This is a genomic window from Marinomonas rhizomae, from assembly GCF_003315485.1.
Classification (GTDB): domain Bacteria; phylum Pseudomonadota; class Gammaproteobacteria; order Pseudomonadales; family Marinomonadaceae; genus Marinomonas; species Marinomonas rhizomae.
This window is the reverse complement of sequence record NZ_QNSE01000004.1, coordinates 177836-197077: the sequence shown is the minus strand read 5'-3', so window position 1 is coordinate 197077 and position 19242 is coordinate 177836. Positions and strand designations below refer to the sequence as shown.

Annotated in this window: 19 protein-coding genes; 6 read left to right on the top strand and 13 right to left on the bottom strand. The window is 39.6% G+C overall.

The genetic code is table 11. The annotated features are described in order from the left end of the window. Positions 1–379 precede the first annotated feature (379 nt). Complete coding sequence (locus DFP80_RS06095) at positions 380–1255, top strand: MYG1 family protein (protein WP_113915919.1); 876 nt, start codon at positions 380–382, stop codon at positions 1253–1255. A 188-nt stretch (positions 1256–1443) separates the two neighbouring features. Here DFP80_RS06095 and DFP80_RS06090 read toward each other — a convergent pair whose 3' ends face one another. The 7 genes from DFP80_RS06090 to DFP80_RS06065 form a co-directional block, all read right to left on the bottom strand. Continuing rightward, positions 1444–1920, bottom strand: a complete 477-nt coding sequence (locus tag DFP80_RS06090) for a hypothetical protein (RefSeq protein ID WP_113915918.1) — start codon at positions 1918–1920, stop codon at positions 1444–1446. Between the two features lie 285 nt (positions 1921–2205). Beyond that, positions 2206–3534 (bottom strand): methyl-accepting chemotaxis protein, encoded by a 1329-nt coding sequence (locus tag DFP80_RS06085; protein WP_113915917.1) that lies wholly within the window; start codon positions 3532–3534, stop codon positions 2206–2208. A 171-nt stretch (positions 3535–3705) separates the two neighbouring features. Further along, positions 3706–4785, bottom strand: coding sequence for a DUF418 domain-containing protein (locus tag DFP80_RS06080; RefSeq protein ID WP_113915916.1), 1080 nt, complete (start codon positions 4783–4785; stop codon positions 3706–3708). Between the two features lie 125 nt (positions 4786–4910). Continuing rightward, entirely contained in the window at positions 4911–5063 is a 153-nt protein-coding gene (locus DFP80_RS20625; protein ID WP_169458506.1) for a hypothetical protein, read from the bottom strand. A gap of 81 nt (positions 5064–5144) precedes the next feature. Then, positions 5145–5690, bottom strand: coding sequence for a nucleotidyltransferase family protein (locus tag DFP80_RS06075; protein ID WP_012070433.1), 546 nt, complete (start codon positions 5688–5690; stop codon positions 5145–5147). Next, positions 5687–6175, bottom strand: coding sequence for a 2-thiouracil desulfurase family protein (locus DFP80_RS06070; protein WP_113915915.1), 489 nt, complete (start codon positions 6173–6175; stop codon positions 5687–5689). Before DFP80_RS06070 ends, DFP80_RS06075 begins: the two co-directional genes overlap by 4 nt. Before the next feature lie 160 nt (positions 6176–6335). Further along, on the bottom strand, positions 6336–7220 hold the full coding sequence (locus DFP80_RS06065; RefSeq protein WP_113915914.1) for a LysR family transcriptional regulator: 885 nt from the start codon (positions 7218–7220) through the stop codon (positions 6336–6338). A gap of 278 nt (positions 7221–7498) precedes the next feature. On the opposite strand from DFP80_RS06065, the gene DFP80_RS06060 reads away from it, so the two are divergent. From DFP80_RS06060 to DFP80_RS06045, 4 genes are all read left to right on the top strand, one after another. Next, positions 7499–8920, top strand: a complete 1422-nt coding sequence (locus tag DFP80_RS06060; RefSeq protein ID WP_113915913.1) for a bifunctional 2-methylcitrate dehydratase/aconitate hydratase — start codon at positions 7499–7501, stop codon at positions 8918–8920. 45 nt (positions 8921–8965) lie between these two features. After that, positions 8966–10102: a hypothetical protein gene (locus DFP80_RS06055; RefSeq protein WP_113915912.1), complete on the top strand. Its 1137-nt coding sequence runs from the start codon at positions 8966–8968 to the stop codon at positions 10100–10102. Position 10103: 1 nt separating this feature from the next. After that, on the top strand, positions 10104–11075 hold the full coding sequence (locus DFP80_RS06050; RefSeq protein ID WP_113915911.1) for a hypothetical protein: 972 nt from the start codon (positions 10104–10106) through the stop codon (positions 11073–11075). Positions 11076–11154: 79 nt separating this feature from the next. Beyond that, positions 11155–12528 carry an MFS transporter gene (locus DFP80_RS06045; protein ID WP_113915910.1) on the top strand — a complete coding sequence of 458 codons (1374 nt, stop codon included), beginning with the start codon at positions 11155–11157 and terminating at the stop codon, positions 12526–12528. Positions 12529–12648: 120 nt separating this feature from the next. Here the strand turns inward: DFP80_RS06045 and DFP80_RS06040 are convergent, their stop codons facing one another. The 5 genes from DFP80_RS06040 to DFP80_RS06020 all read right to left on the bottom strand — a co-directional run bounded on the left by DFP80_RS06040 (position 12649) and on the right by DFP80_RS06020 (position 16280). Beyond that, positions 12649–13254 (bottom strand): pyridoxamine 5'-phosphate oxidase family protein, encoded by a 606-nt coding sequence (locus DFP80_RS06040; protein ID WP_113915909.1) that lies wholly within the window; start codon positions 13252–13254, stop codon positions 12649–12651. A gap of 241 nt (positions 13255–13495) precedes the next feature. Beyond that, a complete protein-coding gene (gene brnA / locus DFP80_RS06035; RefSeq protein ID WP_113915908.1) occupies positions 13496–13768 on the bottom strand; it encodes a type II toxin-antitoxin system BrnA family antitoxin in 273 nt (90 codons plus the stop codon). Continuing rightward, positions 13758–13913: a BrnT family toxin gene (locus DFP80_RS06030; RefSeq protein ID WP_258546973.1), complete on the bottom strand. Its 156-nt coding sequence runs from the start codon at positions 13911–13913 to the stop codon at positions 13758–13760. Before DFP80_RS06030 ends, brnA begins: the two co-directional genes overlap by 11 nt. A gap of 59 nt (positions 13914–13972) precedes the next feature. Then, positions 13973–15529: an SIR2 family protein gene (locus tag DFP80_RS06025; RefSeq protein WP_113915906.1), complete on the bottom strand. Its 1557-nt coding sequence runs from the start codon at positions 15527–15529 to the stop codon at positions 13973–13975. Positions 15530–15572: 43 nt separating this feature from the next. Then, entirely contained in the window at positions 15573–16280 is a 708-nt protein-coding gene (locus tag DFP80_RS06020; RefSeq protein ID WP_175020599.1) for a hypothetical protein, read from the bottom strand. A 750-nt stretch (positions 16281–17030) separates the two neighbouring features. Here DFP80_RS06020 and DFP80_RS06015 point away from each other — a divergent pair. Beyond that, positions 17031–17987, top strand: a complete 957-nt coding sequence (locus DFP80_RS06015) for a ribonuclease Z (RefSeq protein ID WP_113915905.1) — start codon at positions 17031–17033, stop codon at positions 17985–17987. A gap of 312 nt (positions 17988–18299) precedes the next feature. On the opposite strand, the gene DFP80_RS06010 is transcribed toward DFP80_RS06015, so the two are convergent. After that, positions 18300–19190, bottom strand: a complete 891-nt coding sequence (locus DFP80_RS06010; protein ID WP_113915904.1) for a LysR family transcriptional regulator — start codon at positions 19188–19190, stop codon at positions 18300–18302. Positions 19191–19242: the final 52 nt, after the last annotated feature.

The following is a 19242-nucleotide window of genomic DNA, read 5'->3' as shown; positions in this document are numbered from 1 at the left end:
AGTTGACAATGATCTGATATGGCTTATTACTTCCATAAATCTAGAACTATGAATTATTGGTAGGATATCATTATGAACCCAGAATACCTCTCTATGGCCAAAGAACCGCTTTCGTACGATAACCTTGCACTTGCCAAACACGCATCAATATTTAAACGGCATCAGGTTTGTTATGTAATATCATTACTATACAAGTTTAAAGCATTCAAGACAGATATCAACTGACGCAACATTCTAGTAACGCTTGGGAAGTCTAAAGACACTTGTTTTGTTTTTTCTAAAATGAACGGTGTCACCCTGCCTTAAAACCCAGTAAAATTCCGCTTTTTACGACGTGTGTGCTGTTAAGTGACATGATATCAACCAAAGAGACCATAGAATGACCGAACAAGTTCAAGTAATCGCAACACACAATGGCAACTTTCACGCAGACGACGTCTTTGCCGTCGCGGCACTTAAACACCTTTTCCCTGCGGCTAACATCGTACGCACACGTGACCTAGACGTTATGGCCAAAGCCGACATTGTACTGGACGTCGGCGGTCTATATGACGCAGAAAAAGGTCGCTTTGATCATCACCAAAAAGGCGGCGCTGGCGCGCGTGAAAACGGCATTCCGTTTTCCTCCTTTGGGTTGATTTGGCAAAAATACGGTCTACAAATATGCGCGGGGGATCAAGAGGTCGCCAACTCATTGGATAAAAATCTAGTGTCTACCATCGACGCAATCGATTGCGGACACGTAGAAGGTGTACAGACAGGCATTAGCTTGAGCCAAACCATCTCAATGTTTAACCCGACCTGGCAAGAAGAAGGCGATTTTGATGCCTGTTTTGACGAAGCCGTTGCCTTTGCATCACGTCTATTAACTCGATTCATTGCTGCTGCAAGCGGCGGCGTAAACGCAAAAACCATCGTCGCCAACGCCATCGAAAAAGCCGAAGACCCTAGAGTCATCGTGTTAGAGCAATACACCCCATGGAAAACCACCGTACTTAGGTTATCGAAAGAAGCCTTATTCATGGTTTACCCATCTCAGACTGGACAATGGCGTATTCAAACTGTTCCTGTTGAGCTTGGTTCCTTTGAAGACCGCAAAAAACTCCCTGCGCCTTGGGCCGGATTGTCTGACAAAGAACTTCAAGACGTGACAGGTTTAGACGACGCTATGTTCTGTCATAACGGCTTGTTTATCGCAGGTTGTGCGTCATTTGAAAACACCATGAAAATGGCTGAAATGGCGTTGGATAATTAGATAAATAAAAAAGACCGATGTGTGAAACATCGGTCTTTTTTGAAGTGATGGATTTTTACTAAATAATATAACGAGGTACACTTATTTAATAAGCAAACCACTGAAGTGGGATCTGTATATTTTAGCCCTCTACTACCCATAATAAAAACTAAACGTCTACCTATTCCTCTTTAAAATATATTACTGCATCAGCCATCCAAACCCAATAAACTAGCAATACAACGATGTGATGCTTTGTATTCAGTATTTAGAGCACAAAACTTAATCCTATTCATTTCACTAACTTTATCATCATTAAAGCTAATATCTAGAAAATCTAAATAGTTGGAGTGAGTATCATAAACTAAGAACAACCCATCACTTGGACTTATTTGATTTATAGAATCCCATGAAATTGGGACAGAGTTATTTCCCTCTTTATAATAATGCAAAGTAGCGTTTGGATATTTTTCTGGTACTTTTTTTAAGACATTAATAACGTCACTGAAAGTACTACCAATTGACAAACCATAACCACTACCCTCAGTTATTCTTTGGTCAATTTCTTCATACTTACATTTACCTATAATTATTAAAACTATAAATATACATATAAATAAGAGAATCAAAAAAAACTTAAATATTTTTAATAAATCCTTTTTCTTCAAGATAGCAGCTCCTTTCATAACTATTTCCATTCCTAATAATTAAGGTATTCTATCAGTAGAGACATATAAAAATAACTATTAACAGACAACTGTTATTTCACCTCGCAGTAATGAAGCACCTATAGTCATCCAATTTATTGTCTCAATCCCCCTAACTCGATTCATTACCATGGCGAGTGGTGGCGTAAATGCAAAAGCCATTATTGCTGATGTGATAGAAATTGTGCGGTATGTGGTTTCTTGGTTTGCGTTCCACTTAGCAAAGTAAGGGAAGCACATTCCGTGTGCTTTCTAGGAGGGAATCTAGCTGTTCGTCACGTCTTTAATTTCAATTAGCTTATCGGCTTTCTTGACAGTATCGACGATTAATCCATCTATTTTTCTTATGTTTGCGAGCTGAACTTGAAGTTTCAACGACAGCTCATTCACTTCATTAGCAGAAATAGACGTCTCTTCTGCAGATGCTGCAGTAGAATGAATCACTTCATCAACTTCAGCCATGCCCTGGTTAATCTGACTCAATCCAATTGCTTGGCTTTGTGACGCATTATCTATTTCTCCAATGGTTTCTGAGATAGTCGACACGTGCTTAACAATCTCATTTAATGCACTCACGCATTTTTGTGATATAGCATTACCTTTCTTAACATTTTCTACAGACGATTGAATATACTGAGATGATTCGCTTGCGGCTTTTGTACTACGTTCAGCTAACGCTCTTACTTCATCGGCAACAACAGCAAAACCACGCCCCATTTCCCCTGCTCTAGCCGCTTCAATAGAAGCATTCAATGCAAGTAAGTTGGTTTGAGACGCGATATCATCAATAACGTTAATAATTTCACTAATGGCTTCGCTTGAACGATTGATCTCATGCATGGCCAGTTCTAGATCTCGTATTTCATCTGTAGCCATACGGGCTGCACGCTCAGCTTCAGACGACACTAAACTGCCTCTAGCTGCACGATCAGCATTTTCATTAGCTTGATTAAGGATAGCATTCACGGCATTGCCAATTTGAGTGATAGAAGCTGCTTGACGATGAGATCCCTCTGTCAAAGCTTGACTGGCAACATTGAGTTCATTCGCACCTGTTGTTAAGCTTGCACTGATGTTATCGACATCACTGTATACTGATTTAAGCGCCACTTTTTCAGACACTTCTTGCACGTATTCAACATGACCTATATCTTTGCCGTTTAGTCCCTGAATATAAAAAGTATCTACACGGAAGTCTTTACCCCACTGATTAAAGAAAGTAGTCGGCTTGTCTTTTCTTAAACAGTTCACACCACATCCATCAGTGTTACAAATATTTGCTCCCCAGTTTGAACAATGCATTCCGAGCACATCTGCACGCTTTACTCCTAACGGATCGGTTGCAGCGCGATTAACAAAGGTCCACTTCATATCCAGGTCAGTAACAGAAAGTGGATTTGGAATGGTATCGAGAATCTGCTCATAAAAATTGAATTGCTCTTTTGCTAAATTCTCTATCTTTATCAGACAACCTAACAAAACTACCAATGCGACAACTAAAACCAGCATATATAAGTTTTCTTTCGCAAACAGCGAAGCAACGAGTATTGAAGCAATAACGATACCTAGTGCCAAACGGTAATACTTTTTCATAGTCTTTCCTCTATGGCCTACTCTAATGGTTATAGACTTAGTATTAATCTACATTTTAATTGCCAACTAATAAGCTGTATTTTGGATGCTAATTAGTAAGAAAGAGTAACGATCATCACTGCTTAAGTGAGTTAAGTAACCTTTCGATACATTTGTAGCAACAAAGCTTAGCTAGCTTGCTATCTTACGAAAGATCCATTCTAGTGGCCCAGTTTTAAAAAGCTTCAGCCATACAAGACTAAAAACAATCCCGCCAACACAAAATATCAGCGCACTAAATAGAGAGAAATCTATGGTCTGGTGTTCTAAGCGGCCAATCGCTTCAAGAAGCCCCATACCGATAATGACGTGAGCCACATACAAGGTCAAAGACAATTGCCCCGTTTGGCACAGCCATTTATTGATACGGCTTTCAGAAAATATCTCTGAACAATATAAACAAGCCACCAGCACAACAACGGCCGAGCTGCCAGCAGAGAGAATGTATTGTGGTAACGGAGGGATAATCGAAGTGGAAAACAGAAATGTCACTTCATCCGGTGTCATTTCCAGAACACTACCGTCACCCACAATGCTTCTTAACCAATAAAAGCCACATTCGGTTACAAGGAAAGTGATGAGCGACCAAACAAGCAACCTATTTCTTACTAACCTGTCTGATAAATTCTGCCGCCCCAACCACATGCCAAACACCAGAAAAGCCGCCCAAGGAAAAATCGGATGGAAACCATTAAATACGATATGCCGAATCATTCCATCGAAGGACCAAAAGCTTGCATAAGCTAATGTCGACCAATCCCAGTTTTGCTCATAATTAAAAAACAACATTAAAACGGGGAATATCAGCATGATGACCGCTGATATCAATAACAAGGCACGGTCTTTCATCCCAAATATGACAGCGGCGATTAGAAAGTAAAAACCATAAAAATGCAGAATGTCAGCTTCCCATATTGGCGTAAATATGAGGCCGATTGTAATAAGTAAGAGTCCGCGTTTTATCAGCAAGACGCGTTTTTTATATAGCTGTATTCTGTCCCTAGATCCTCTTACTTCTTTAGTAAGAAATGTCACGCCCACACCTGCCAGCACGACAAATAAGGCCGATGCCCTTCCCTCAAAAAGCCCAGCAAACTTCATCAACCACACATTGCCCGTTTCAGCATTCATTGCAATTTTGAAGTTCACAATAACCATGCCGAATATCGCCAACGCTCTTGCAAGGTCGAATCCATTCACTCTTTGCTTCATAAAATATCTCTAGGAAAACTGACGTGGTCAAAAACGACCAATAGAATATGGCCGCTTTTGGGGCATGGTTCATGACGGTAATTGGCGTACAGGTGATCATAACAATGATCACGTACAGATTGTTTCTACCCCTTGTTCACACTGCCTTTATTGGATCTTTCATTTCGCTTCTGTTTCTTGCGGTTGTTTTTCTCAGTGACGATCTTGATGGCTTCATCCTTGGTTAAATGGGGATGCTTAGCGATCAACTCTTCCACTTTGGTATCAAATGCGGTCATTTATAAATCTCTTGTATTGAAGTACGAACAGGGTCGGTATTTTAACTCAGGAAGGATAGAGAAGATAACAATTCTTAGCAGTTAGGAAACCACTTTGAGGTTCGGCCACAAATCACACCACTCTTTTTCTAATACTCTTTCCTTAAAGTCGTTAGGTTTCGGGCGTTTGCTGTTTAACGTAATCGTATGATTAAAATTTGCTTCTAAACCAAAAGGAGCAACCAGCCTCACCCCTTTTCCCTTAACAAAAGTAGCACCGACGGCTGTCTCTACTTCCACCCAATAGCTCATGGAATCCGCAGTCGACACATAAGGCTGATCATTGTTACGAACATGCATCCTTGCTTGATTTTTAACTGACCAAGGAAAACGACTTACGGCCTTAAGCCTTGCTTCATAATCAAGATCGGCATTTTCATCCATGACAGCAGAATCAAAGTAAATGAGATCGATGTCGTTTAATGGCGTTAAAACCTCTTTGTTATGAAGCTTATCCCAGATCAAGTTCCTAACAAATCCAGCGGCCAAGCACCAATCATTCAGACCAAGTGTTGAAGCAAGTTCAAGTGCTTGCATTCGATCTCTATCAGATTCAATCCATTCAATCACTTGATCACTAAACTTCATGTATCTGTCTCTAATAGGCTTCGCAGTTCCGCTATCGTATGCTGGCTATATACTTTGATGCCATTACGCTCTAACAAGGTAGCGGTTACACCTGCACCATCGATTTTATTTCCTTTAAATGTGCCATCGTATATTTTTGAACTGCCACATGAAGGGCTACCTTCTGCAAGCACGGCATAGTCTATGTGTTGCTTTTGGCAAAGTTCCAAAGCCTTCTTGGCGCCACTCACAAATTGAGCCGTTACATCAACGCCATCGTTCCCAACAACCTTCGCAGAGCCATCGAGTACATCAATACCTTTTCCTTTGATTATTTCAGCGGATGCTCTTGGAGTCGGTAGACCAGCAGACACTTCAGGGCAAAAAACCACCAGTTCTGCATTCGACCTAAGCCAAGAAAAATCAGACTCAGGGATAGATAAACAACTCGCGTTGTATCTCACCTTATTGCCGACCAAACACGAACTAACCAGAACTTTTACCACTAGAACTCCTGTAAAAAACTAAAGCGCCACATAGAATAATACACAGGACTAAATATAAAAATCAGTTATCCTTTCTACTATTAGCGAACTTATCTGTCTATAGCGTATTGATTTTACTTTAGCCTTAATTATCGCAATCATACCGCCTATTAATAATTCATTAGAACCATGGTTTTTTCAAACTATGACTTTTAAATAACTCACAAATCATTCTGCGGAGCTCAAGTGTATTTGTTCCTATAATATCACTCCGAAATATCATTTCGATCTGCATCTTAAAATATTTACCTGACAATTCGTTAATTCTTATTTTATCACTATAAACTTTACTTAAGGCGCTTCTGAGAACCAACGAAATACCTTTCCCCGCAGCGACCTGAGAAAACAGTATAGGATATGAGCCACATTCAACTATTTTTTTAGGGAGTATACCTTTATCACGCATTAAATAGTTAATATTTCTTCTAGATGCCGCTTTCTCACTACTTAATAAAAATATTTGATCTTGTAATTCATAAAAATCAGTTATTGGAGGTGAAAAAATTGAATTTATAACCACTAATTGATCCTGAAAAACAGGCGTTCGCATAACATTAGATGAAGCGAATCCGGCACCAATAATTATGATATCAAAATCCCCCTTTTCAAAATAATCTAGAAGATTATGTGAACTTCCGATAGAGACACTAATGTTAAAATTACCGTTATAATTAAAATCCAATAAATTATCAACGATATAAGCAGGAAGACATTCAACAACCCCCACCCGTATTATTTTATTATCGTAGTTGCAGCACTCTATTTTTTCCTGACATTCACGCATAGTATCAACAATCTTAACTGCATATTCGTAAACCATTATCCCCTGTAAAGTAGGTTTCACACCATCAGCCTGTCGCTCAAGTAAAGTTACATTTAACTTCCTCTCGAGATTTTGTATACGCTGTGAAATGCTGGACTGAACTCGATTTAACCGAAGTGCGGCTTGAGTGAGACTTCCTAATTGTACTACGGCAATAAAAGCCTTCAATTCATTTATATTCATAAATAACCCTCACAGTCTTTCCTTGACATAGGTATCGATTTTTCCGATTTACTCATCGATATTACTCGCTAGAGTCGCTTTGCGTAAAGACATATATTCCAAGTACAGACTACGACCGACCGCGATTATTGCCTTTAGATTGGAAATTTTTTTTCAACCTAAAAGCAATAAAAACAGTCAATTTTCAGACTAAATCACATTATCAATATAGTAGTCAGTGTTTCTGAAAAGTTACCAGAATATAAAAAAGGTCTATCATTTTATGGAAGGAAGTACTTATGGATTTAGATAAATTCGACAATGTAATGAAAACACTTGTTGACTATGCTTTTGATGAAACAATGTTTGATGATGATGCATACAATATAGCAAGACTCTGTTTAATGGACTCGCTCGGATGCGCTATAGCTGCATCGCAGGACAAAGACTGTATCAACTTATTGAATAGTTATCGTTTCAGTAAAAATACTAATGGTATTAAAATTATTGGTAGTGACGAGCAACTTGGACCAATAGAAGCGGCTTTCCATATAGGCTCTATGATCCGATGGCTCGAATTCAATGACACATGGCTTGCTCAGGAATGGGGACACCCCTCAGACAATCTAGGCGCAATTTTAGCAGCTGCAGCATGGAAAAGCCAACAAGATGCATCTCCAATTAGAATGAAAGACGTATTAACCTTAATGATACGTACATACGAAATCCACGGTATCCTATGCCTTACTAACTGCTTTAACACTCTCGGAATTGATCATGTTGTTCTTGTAAAAGTTGCCTCGTCAATTGCTGCATCAAAATTACTCGGACTTTCAAAAGAACAAACCTTAAATGCACTATCAAACTCTTTAATCGACGGACACCCTCTCAGAACTTACAGACATGCACCTAATGCTGGAACCCGAAAATCTTGGGCAGCAGGTGATGCAACCTCTCGTGGACTGCAATTTGCTATCTTTGCACAAACAGGTGAAATGGGTTACCCAACAGCATTAACTGCTAAAAAATGGGGGGTCAATGATTCCTTACTACAAGGCTCAGATTTTAATATCTCCCGCCCTTTATCTGATTTCGTTATAAAAAACATATTGTTCAAAGTTCCAAATCCAGCCGAGTACCATGCTCAAACGGCGATTGAAGCAGCTCTTCGAATCAGGGATAGAATGATTCAAGCTGGCCTATCAGAAAAAGATATTGAATATGTTAGGGTCGAAACACAGCGTCCAGCAATGCAAATAATCGACAAAGTCGGCCCTCTTAGAAATCCAGCAGATCGTGATCATTGTATGCAATATATGGTTGCAGTGGCACTCTACTCTGGAAACCTGACCATTCAGGATTTCCATGAGCCAATGGCTTCTAATGTAGACGTACAACTTCTTCGAGAAAAAATAACATGCCATGAAAGAACCCAATTCACGGAAAGCTATTACGACCCAGATAAGATGGCCATTCCTAATGCCTTATCCATAAAATGTATCAATGGAAAGGGTGAATTCTATGAGCAAATAGAGTTTCCACTAGGTCATATCAATCGGCGCACCGAATGCTTACCAGCATTAAAACAGAAGTTCTGTCTAAACTTATCAGAGAGTCACTTAACCAACAAAGCAGATATTCTTACAGAGGTAATCACTTCATCTTCAAAACTTGACAATATGACAATTAACGAATTCCTAAGCCTATTCGCTGTTATTTAATCCACCTAACAGAAATATATTTAAGCATATCAAGGAGAGAAATGTATGAAAAATGCAATACTTATCGGTGCAGGTGCCGAAATAGGATCAAACCTTCTACTACAAAATAATCCTCAAGCCGATGGGTTTATTATTACATCAGTAATTACTAACCCCCCTCCAACTGACAAGCATTATCCACACCTTAGGCCAATTGATGGCATCTTTGCAAAGCTAGCCTTAGCCTATCCAGGAGTACACTCTAATATTAAAATATTGAGTGACAACGAACTAAGCATCGATGAACGTACTATAAATTTTTACTTTGGAGATTTTAAAGTTGATAAAATCGAAATACCTGATGTATTTGACATTGCTTTTTTAGCTACTAGCAAAAATGATATATCTGCGACAAGCGATATTACGAATAAACTAAAGAGTTTTTGCAGCATTATTCTTGGCGTTGCTGAAGCAGACAACTTACCAAGTATCTACAGTTGCCTTGTCGACCTCACCCCATCGGACATTCCAACAATAAAATGTCGCACACTCACCGAAGGGGTATTCTGCCTTGGATCTTGTCAGACCAATGGGATGCATGCATCATTGCGCGTCATAATTGAGGCAATACGCCCACTGAATCTAAATGCACAAAGTATTATCTCTGTAGCAACAGATATCGTACATCCAGACACTCCCAATGGAGTTTTGGGTACACGGTCTTTCGAGGGGCGAATGCAAGATGCGAGAGATAACTTGCGACCCAGTTTTTCACAAATTGCCCAAAGTCAAGGAAAGGTAATGCCATGGGCACCACTAATAAATACTGTTTCACTTCGAGCACCAGTACACGCCCCAGGCTATCAAATAAACCGTTTCATTATTGAAGACCATGGAGCTTTAACACTCGATCATATTAATTCTGCAATCAACTCTATTTACAACCAATCACCTCATATTGTAAAGCGAGCAGATACACCACTTGGTAGTAGAGCCTATTCAAATGATAAACGATGTGCCACGATTTTAACTGATTCTCATCATCTGATTATTTCAAGGCCAGAATATCTTTCTAAACAAAATCTAAGCGAAATAATTATGCAATCATTTGTTAGCAACACCGTTGGTTATGCTTCTTTAGTAATTAATATCGCTCGCAATATTTCAAATAACATTCCTGTAGCTGTTTTCAAAGGGTTTTAAAATGACAAAATCTCATAGCGTTGACATCCTTAATTCTGGTTTCGTAATAAAGACTGCCAAAACTTCTGAATTTAACGAGAAGTTACATTGTGAAATTGAAAAAATTAAAGTTCTTTGCCAAATTTATCCAAATCTAATCGTTCCAATATTACACGATGGTTCTGCTGATGGCCGCCGATTCTACATTTTAGAAAAGAAACATGGATCTTCATTATCAAAAATTGTTTTTGATAATGATTACCCGATAAAGAGACGCAGAAAAATAATATGTCAGGCACTAGATCAAATAAAATCAGCCATAGAAATTGAATGCTCTAAAAAAAACGATGTTTTTGACAATATTAATTTACGTTTATTAGAAGAGTGGGATAAACTAAGTTCAATTCACGAATTATTCGATACTCCTATCATGTTTGAGGGTAGAAAAGCATTTATAACAGGTCGTTCGATTGTCGAAAAGGCTCTACATCTCTCAAATACAGAAAAATTTATTTCTATTGAAAATGCACATTGTAACTTCCATTTTGGTAACGTTATATTTAATGAAATAAAGAATGCAATCAGCTTTATAGATCCTGATTGCACCATGAATGGAGTAGATCCTTATTTTGGTTATTCAAGATTTGTTTTTTCATTCTGGCACGAACTAGCGAATGAAATACAAGATGCTGTCAAAATCATTCCTGTAGAAAATAATATGTTATTTACCATTCAAAATGATGATCACAGAAATATTGTTCAATCAATTACTGAGCTCCAATACATTTCTGGAATATCAAGGTGGATTGATAAAAGTGATTACAAACGCTTCTATACATTAACTGTTCTTTGCTTTTTACGAAGCATCCGAATCAATGGTGACTTAAAAGAATGGAAGGCACCACAACACCCTAGAACAGCCACGCCTTCAGAAATATTATTTTTGGGCCTTCATTACTACCTAGAAAGCCTTCCAGCCAACACATATCAATAGCTATAACGTAAAACTACTCTGTAGGGTCTCCACTACTATTAGGGAGACCTTTACCAACAACGGCTAAAGGATATAAGAAATGTCGTCCGCAGAAAAAGAACAAGGTTACCCCACTCCACAAAGATATTACGCAGCGGCAGCTATATTAATAGGCGTTGTCATGGCTGCATTGGATAGTTCTATTGTTAACATCGCATTACCAAATATTGCCGACTCACTGGAGATAAATGCTGCGACTGTAATATGGGTTGCAAATGGCTATCAAACAGCAAGTGCGGCAACTATGCTTATTTGTGCATCTCTAGGTTCTCGAATAGGTGAGCGGCGCTTCTATAAAATTGGCATAATATTTTTTACATTGTCATCAATCGGATGCGCACTCTCGCCAACATTTTCAATTCTTTTAACAATGAGAATAATTCAGGGTATAAGCTATGCCGTGATGATAAGTGTAGGCCTTAGTTTATATCGGGTAATTTTCCCTCCCCAATCTCTTGGTTCAATATTTGGCCTCAATGCCTTGGCTTTCGCAATTGGGACTGCATCAGGCCCAGTTTTTGGCGGATTGATTATGTCTTATCTATCTTGGCCATGGTTATTTTATATAAATATTCCTCTAGGAGGGATTGCCATTTATTTCGCTATCATGGCTCTTGGAAAAGACACTACGACCAAAAGCGGATTTGACTTTATAGGAGCGGTGACATCCGCTCTCGCTTTCGGATTACTCACAATTTCAGTAGATCAAATAGGGAGATGGAATGACATACTTGTATGTTTTTTAATCTCACTTTCGGCAGCGTTAATAGTGTTTTTTGTTTTATGGCAAAAGCAAGCAAAACACCCACTTATGCCGCTTGATATATTTAATTCTAAAAGATATTCATTTGCCGTTCTATCGTCCATTCTGATGTTTATAGCACAAGGTATCGGATTAATTTCCATCCCTTTTGTATTACAATACACCTATTCATATAGTGTACTAGAGTCAGCACTTATCTTTACCCCCTGGCCAGTTGCAGTAGCAATTTGCGCGCCTTTATCAGGAAAACTCTCAAACAAAGTAAGTGCGACTCAAATTTCAACTATGGGGATAATAATCTTTTGCGTTGGGCTGGGATCTTTAGCTCTGATTCCTAATAATACTTCCTATCTCGATTTTATATGGCGCGTAGCTATTTGTGGCATTGGATATGGTCTATTCCTCCCACCAAACAACAAAGAAATGTTTTCAAATGTCGAAGAAAAACATACAGTGACTGCGTCCGGTATTCTATCGACGGCTCGTACTGCCGGCCAATCATTAGGTGCCGCGCTAGTTGCAGTTATGATTGTAGTACTATCGAAATTTTATGGAAACTTTGGCGATTATTTCTCCGACTATGCTTTTGGTTTAGCATGCCTAATCGCAGGGGGAGCTTCTGTAGCAAGCCTTCTTCGTATCAGTAAATAAAATAGTAAATTAGAAGGCATAATAAGATATTAGGGGCAGATGAAAAATGTTATTTTTCATCTGCCCCTAATATCTAACCGCTTGTTTATCATAAGCAGCAATTCTCGCCACACTGAAAAATCATAAATCTCGTTTGTATCGAGCAATCATATCTTCTTGTGCTTCGGGATCATCCTTTATTGATAGCTGATCATTAATCATCGCTCCCATCGTAGGAAAATCTGCCCTATCTATTTGCGCCTTTAAAGACCAAAGTTCAGAGCGCATTAACGCTTTGGCGCAATGTAAAAACACTTCTTTGATGGTGATCTCAATACAGGTTTTAGGTGGGTTTCTGTCGTCAGAAAACAGGTTTAAATATTCAGGTGAGGTTGAAATACGAGCAAGCCCGTTAATTCGAAGCGTTTCATCAACACCAGGAATCAAAAACAAACACCCAATTTGCCCCGTTTCAATGATATTAACAAGGCTATCAAGCCGATTATTCCCTTTCCCATCGGGCAAAATAATGCAGCTGTCATTGACTATTTTTACGAACCCCGGATTTCCTCCACGAGGAGAACAATCAACAGAGCCGGATTTTGCGTAGGTCGAAATTGTCACGAACGGAGAATGCGCGAGAAAGTTACTGGAGTGACGCTCTAAGAAAGGCAACTGCTTATCTTTGGCGCGCCCTTTTGCATAACCATAGAGTTCTCTAAGCTGCTCTTCGGAATCAAGATACATAAAACCTCCTTATACTTAGCGCTTAACTTCCGGAAAGAAATCAGAGTATAACGAAAAAATGGTTCTGTTCTTACTCGGTATTTTTTGCGGTGTTGTGTTTCTTTGAGTTTACTCTGGGCTTGAGGTACCGAAAAACAAAGCCGAGACATAAGAATACATGTCTCGGCTTCTTCGTGGTAACAGTACCTTCTTCACTAAAAAGCCAACCCCTTGGAATAACTGGCTTACGAAGATGGGCTTGTTAATTCTGTGCGTTGCTTGCGTTGTCACTATTAAGCAGCTTGTTAGCAGATTCTGCCTGAAGACGCTCCACAAGCCATACTTTGATGATAGATTGACGGGTAACGCCAATACGCGCAGCCTCACGATCCAATGATTCCACAACCCAAGCTGGGAAGTCGACATTGATTCGCTTCTGTTCCTGATTAACGCGACGAGCAGAGGACAGATCCAGATCATCAACTATATCTTCCTGACCTTCCTCAAATTTTTTATCGAAGTCTTTAGCTTTCATAGAGCTCAATCTCCTTCTTGCGGGAACGCCTGACTGAAATCAGACGAATACGAGCATCCCTGTAGGTGACAACAGCCGACCAGTGCTTTTCACCAATCTTGCCTACCAGCAAAAATCTCTGCTCACCCTCTGAATTTAGGGTCAAATAAAAAAACCTAAATATCTTAATTTTTCATCTGCCCCCAATTCATTCCTTGTTATACGTCACCAGCCCCATTTTAACCTGTCGTAAAGGGCAGCCAACTTCTTGAAGCTACTAGCATAGTTAGATACGGAATAATCAAATTTCGACTCATTTTCTAGTAGGAAATTACGAAGCAGATCAAGGTCAATTTTCTCAGCGGCTAAAAACGGAATGTAGGCAGCAGCGTTTTCCGGAGTACAAGCCTCAAGAATATCTCTCATTGACATGTGGCGGTATGTTCTGAAAAACGGCTTACTATAGGATTCGCTACGAAATGCCTTCAGCTCTCTCCTCACCACTTTATCTAGCTCGTAAGTGGTTGCTTGATACTGTTCAAGGTTATCAACACCAAGCTTCCTCAGATAGTAAAATACAGGCACGTTTTGCGAACCCTTACAGGCCCTAGGCGCAACATGTGTTAATACTTGATCGCTATCATAATCTTGATTCTCATGTAGCAGGTCGCCGAACAGCTCTGAAACTCCAATTGACGCATAACCGACCGAAGAAGGGCCTGCTTGTTCTTGGTGCGCCACTCCGACGCCAACAAGAAATTCCACATCTTCTTTGGATTCGATTTCATCTATATCAACTACGCAAATTTTCTTTTCTGGCTCGGATGATTGAACCAACTCGTAAAGCTGCTCTTTACAATAACGAAGCACTCTAGCTGGGATTTTCCTTTTTGTAGACTCTATAGCTCGGTAGACAGGCAGGTAATCGTTGGTCTTCACCAAAACGAGCGGTATCTGAATACCATCGATTGTAAGATACGTATCTGAGATATTTGGTCCTTCACCTTCCGCAAGTCTTTGTATAAAGATCAAGTTGCGACGCAATTTCTCAATATTTTCTCTTCCAATACAAGAGGATATAGCTTTAAGAAGACTGCTAATATTCTCGTCTGAGATTGAATAGCCTATAAAAACTACGGGGTGTTCCACAAAAACAGTTATTAGCTTTGATGCTAAGTAGGCGTTTTTTTCATTGAATTTTTCGTAGTCGGAGTCAGTTAGAACTAATGAGTTAGGCTCGGTCGAACAACCATGTATCTTATATATTTCCCCAATTTCTTGAGGATTCTGAAATAGCAGTTCTTTTTGACCAATGTAGGTCTTATATTCAGGGAAGAGCTGTTCAACGAACATATCCCAGTTCGTAGTTATTACGCCATCAACATTCAATTTTGCTAGGAGGGCGACCTCTTCAGAATATTCAGATTCCTTTGCTTTGGATTGATCCAGTGTAGTTAGATAATTTGATATTTCGATTCTAAGAGCAGATGTTTCATCTTCTATTTTTGATTTATAGCGTTCTACGCTGGCCGAATATTCATCAGCCGACCACCAGTGTTCGTTGAAATCTTTCGCTAATAGCGATGCAACTTTAGGGTAATCACCGTTGGCTGAAGACAGGTAATATTCAAAGGGTCTCCCCGCTACGCAAAATTTAGAAAGCAGACCTTTCCAATCCTCTAAACCAAGATATCTTCGAGAGAACCCCGATCCCAAAAAAAGGAATGGCCCAGCGGCAGACTCACGAAAAATGTCTACAAGTTTATCTTCCATCTTTACCATTGATGCCGGCTCCCCTGACTAGATAATTGTGACGTATAACGCCTCAAACACCGGCGCCGTTTACGGCGTCCGAGTGCTTTGACTTATTAGCTGTATTTTGCACGAGATTGGTAAGCATTGAGATTACTTTAAACTTACCGAAAAAAACATGTACTAGAGTAATGCTTGAACCAAAATTTGGAATACCAAAAACATCTACCGTGTAAATCCTTTCATTGTTAGTGTTTGGTTTACCGAACTCCATAAACTCCATAGGTTTTCCGGAGTAGAATTCCTCAATCTCGATTTCAATTTGACTCATTATTGGGTCTTGATCGCCAATTAAACTGCAATACACATGTTTTATTGAATAGTTATTCGGTAATGTAGCGCCACAAGACTTGAAAACAATCCCACATGATAAGGCATCAAAAAAGCCATTTAATCTATTCGTATCCACTGGATACTTGACAGCTCCATCAGGTAATTGAACTGACCCAGCAGCCAGCTTTTTTCTTAGTGCTCCATTATTGAAATCTAGTTGAGGCTTTACTTTTTTTAAGAAAATCTCCCTAGCTCTATTGCTCGGCGAAGCATTCATGCAGATTTGCGCGAGAACATAAATATCATCTTTTGACTTGGCGTTGTTGTGAGCGACGCATGATTTTACTGTTAATAGCTGATCTTTCTCTCCCTTAGGGAAAAATGCTTTTGGTGGGATATGTTCCTTTGTTACACCCTTTTGGGAACATCCTTGAAAGTAGCAACTCAACCTGATTCTCCTAGTACAGCTAACATCTATGGACACCCCTATTTTTGCAAGCAAAATCAAGATCTAACAAGAAGCGTTTTGCAGCCATCTATTCGGATTTTTTTATAAAGCAATCGATGCTTTTATCCCTGATGCTATTCCACGAAAAAACAGCGCTGACTTGGTTCTAATCATTTTGGCGTTTTCAACGAAACGATGTTAGTCCCAGAATTTCCAAGTCACGGTCTTACCTATCTTGTCATCACTCTTTTTTACTAAGCAAAACTTGGTGTATCACTCTTTAAAATTTAGATCGTTTGAGCCTGATATTTTTGATCTCAGGCAAGTACTGCCCAAACAACTCTTACCAATTTGGTATCTAATCTCATAATGACTTCGTTTTTATGCATTGTCTTGAATATCAAGGAGCGCACTCATTAAACCTTTCATTACACTAAACTGACAATACTATGAAAACCTCAGTAAAACCACAGCGTTTTTAGGGAATTAAAGTATCGGGCTTGTGGTTCCCGCCTGCGCGGATGAAGCTGATCAGGTTGGATGCCCACAGCACATTATTCTGGCCGTTATGTTTTTACTAATTGATCCTAGTACACTTTTTATAAAATACTATGAACAATCAACAAATTGAGTGATGCTCAGGTCAGAATAACAAGCATTTTATCTGCCAAGGTGAAAATAGACTGTATTTTTACGTGGCTTTTCAGGTATCTCGGCACATGTACTGGTAGCGATTAAGGTAGGTTTTAAATGAATATCATTTTTCTTGGAACATCGTCTGGCGTTCCAACTAAAACAAGGAATGTGACGGGCATTGCCGTTCGTGAAGAAAAAGGAAGTGGCTGGTATCTTGTCGATTGTGGGGAAGGAACACAGCATCAGATTCTTCATACAAATTTGTCGGTCAGTTCATTACAAGCCATCTTTATAACGCATATTCATGGTGATCACTGTTATGGCCTGCCGGGCATCCTGGCAAGTGCGGGAATGAGTGGGCGGAAAGAGCCTTTGAAGATTATTGCGCCAAATGGTGTTAAAGAATGGGTTGAGGCCACCCAACAGCATACGCAATTATATTTGCCGTTTGAGCTAGAGTTTATATGCTCTGATGATTTACCGTCTGTCGATTTCAAAAAGGTGCGAGTAGAGACTGGGGCTATTTCCCATAGAGTGCCTTCTTATGCCTATAGCTTTACTGAAAAAGATATCAACCCTAGTTTGGATATTGAGAAGTTGGCTTTACATGGCATCACTAGAGGCCCGATTTGGGGACAATTAAAAAAGGGGCAGGATGTTGAGCATAATGGCAAGTTGATCAATAGTGACGACTATCTGTTATACGATAAGAACCCGCGAAAAATCATTGTTGCAGGAGATAATGATCAGCCTGAACTCATGTCGCAACTCAGCCGTGGGGCAAATGTGCTTGTTCATGAAGCCACTTATACAAAGGAGATCGTTGAGAAGACAGGAAATAGCTATGGTCATAGTTATGCCGAACTTGTGGCGGAATTTGCTCAGCGAGCTAATATTCCTAATTTAGTGCTGACACATTTTAGCCCTCGCTATCAATCGAATCCAAACGCATCACCCTCCATAGAGGATATTTACCAAGAAGCGAAAACTTGTTATTCAGGTACGCTGTATCTCGCCAATGACCTTGACGAATATCAGCTGAACAAAGCCGGTGAATTGAAAAAGCTTTAGGGATAACCTCAAAAGTCCATTTAGCAGCCATCGGGACTAAAACCTAAGCGAAAACGCCTTACCAATCGATTTCCGCCTTCGCGGAAATGACGAGTTCATCTGTGGTGTGAAGCGAGGCTTGTGACCAGATGTTGTCGCTTAGCCATTGTGAATTTAGGGCCGAGCTAGTGCATTTCATCGGCCCCTAATTATCCTTCTAATATCCCATTAACCTAGATTGCATCACCTTAATATGATTACACAACATCGTGTTAAGACAATACACGCCTTGGAAAACTACCGCACTTAGATTATCGCAAGACGCCTCTTTAACTAATTATGTTCTTTTATTACGTCGATAAACGCTCTGAGACTTTTAGACATGTGACGGTAGCGAGGAAAATAAATGTGAAATCCAGACTCTTCAGGACACCAGTCTTCTAAAACTTTAATTAAGTTGCCTGAGGCTATTTGCTCCTTAGCATAATTTTCAGGAACAAATGCGACTCCCATTCCCTGTGTAGCCGCACTGACAATCAAATTGTTATTGTCTAATGAAATATAACCTGGAACATCAACCGATACAGATTGCTCATCTTTAAAGAACTCCCAGTGATAACGTTTACCACTTGGTAACCGCTGGCGAATACAATGGTGCTTATTAAGCTCAATAGGTGTTATTGGTGCAGGGTATTGATTTAAATATTGAGGAGATGCGACAGCAATAAACCTTATTTTAGGGCCAAGAGGAATAGCAATCATGTCCTTAAGAAGAGACTCTCCAAGCCGGATACCGGCATCAAATCCGTCCTGAGTAATATCACTTAACTCACCATCACAAACGAGGTCTAGCTTGATGCTGGGGTAATGCTCTCGAAATGTAGGGACAATTTTTTCCAATAAATAAGCTATCGCCGACTCGCTACCATTAATTCGAATTTCTCCGAACAGGTGCTCTTTGTCGTGACCAGTTTCAAACAGCAATTTATCCAAATCACTAAGTATTGGCGATAAGCCTGAGAATAAATGTTCACCAGCTGGTGTTAAGGAAACACTGCGAGTAGTACGTCTCAGCAATTGAGAGCCTAGATATGCCTCTAATCCTTTTATAACATGGCTCAAAGCTGAACGACTTACCCCAAGATGATCTGCCGCTTTGCTAAAACTACGCTGATGCGCAACCTCTCGAAAAGCCTCCAAATCATTGAGTGATGGTTTTTTCATTGTTGAATAATCCTAAACAAGTCATTCGAATTATTGATCATTAAACTACTAA

Excerpts from the sequence above, each read along its gene's own strand:
- DFP80_RS06095 (WP_113915919.1), top strand. The coding sequence starts at position 380 with ATGACCGAACAAGTTCAAGTAATCGCAACACACAATGGCAACTTTCAC.
- DFP80_RS06090 (WP_113915918.1), bottom strand. The coding sequence starts at position 1,920 with ATGAAAGGAGCTGCTATCTTGAAGAAAAAGGATTTATTAAAAATATTT.
- DFP80_RS06085 (WP_113915917.1), bottom strand. The coding sequence starts at position 3,534 with ATGAAAAAGTATTACCGTTTGGCACTAGGTATCGTTATTGCTTCAATA.
- DFP80_RS06080 (WP_113915916.1), bottom strand. The coding sequence starts at position 4,785 with ATGAAGCAAAGAGTGAATGGATTCGACCTTGCAAGAGCGTTGGCGATA.
- DFP80_RS20625 (WP_169458506.1), bottom strand. The coding sequence starts at position 5,063 with ATGACCGCATTTGATACCAAAGTGGAAGAGTTGATCGCTAAGCATCCC.
- DFP80_RS06075 (WP_012070433.1), bottom strand. The coding sequence starts at position 5,690 with ATGAAGTTTAGTGATCAAGTGATTGAATGGATTGAATCTGATAGAGAT.
- DFP80_RS06065 (WP_113915914.1), bottom strand. The coding sequence starts at position 7,220 with ATGAATATAAATGAATTGAAGGCTTTTATTGCCGTAGTACAATTAGGA.
- DFP80_RS06060 (WP_113915913.1), top strand. The coding sequence starts at position 7,499 with ATGGATTTAGATAAATTCGACAATGTAATGAAAACACTTGTTGACTAT.
- DFP80_RS06055 (WP_113915912.1), top strand. The coding sequence starts at position 8,966 with ATGAAAAATGCAATACTTATCGGTGCAGGTGCCGAAATAGGATCAAAC.
- DFP80_RS06050 (WP_113915911.1), top strand. The coding sequence starts at position 10,104 with ATGACAAAATCTCATAGCGTTGACATCCTTAATTCTGGTTTCGTAATA.
- DFP80_RS06045 (WP_113915910.1), top strand. The coding sequence starts at position 11,155 with ATGTCGTCCGCAGAAAAAGAACAAGGTTACCCCACTCCACAAAGATAT.
- DFP80_RS06040 (WP_113915909.1), bottom strand. The coding sequence starts at position 13,254 with ATGTATCTTGATTCCGAAGAGCAGCTTAGAGAACTCTATGGTTATGCA.
- brnA (WP_113915908.1), bottom strand. The coding sequence starts at position 13,768 with ATGAAAGCTAAAGACTTCGATAAAAAATTTGAGGAAGGTCAGGAAGAT.
- DFP80_RS06025 (WP_113915906.1), bottom strand. The coding sequence starts at position 15,529 with ATGGTAAAGATGGAAGATAAACTTGTAGACATTTTTCGTGAGTCTGCC.
- DFP80_RS06015 (WP_113915905.1), top strand. The coding sequence starts at position 17,031 with ATGAATATCATTTTTCTTGGAACATCGTCTGGCGTTCCAACTAAAACA.
- DFP80_RS06010 (WP_113915904.1), bottom strand. The coding sequence starts at position 19,190 with ATGAAAAAACCATCACTCAATGATTTGGAGGCTTTTCGAGAGGTTGCG.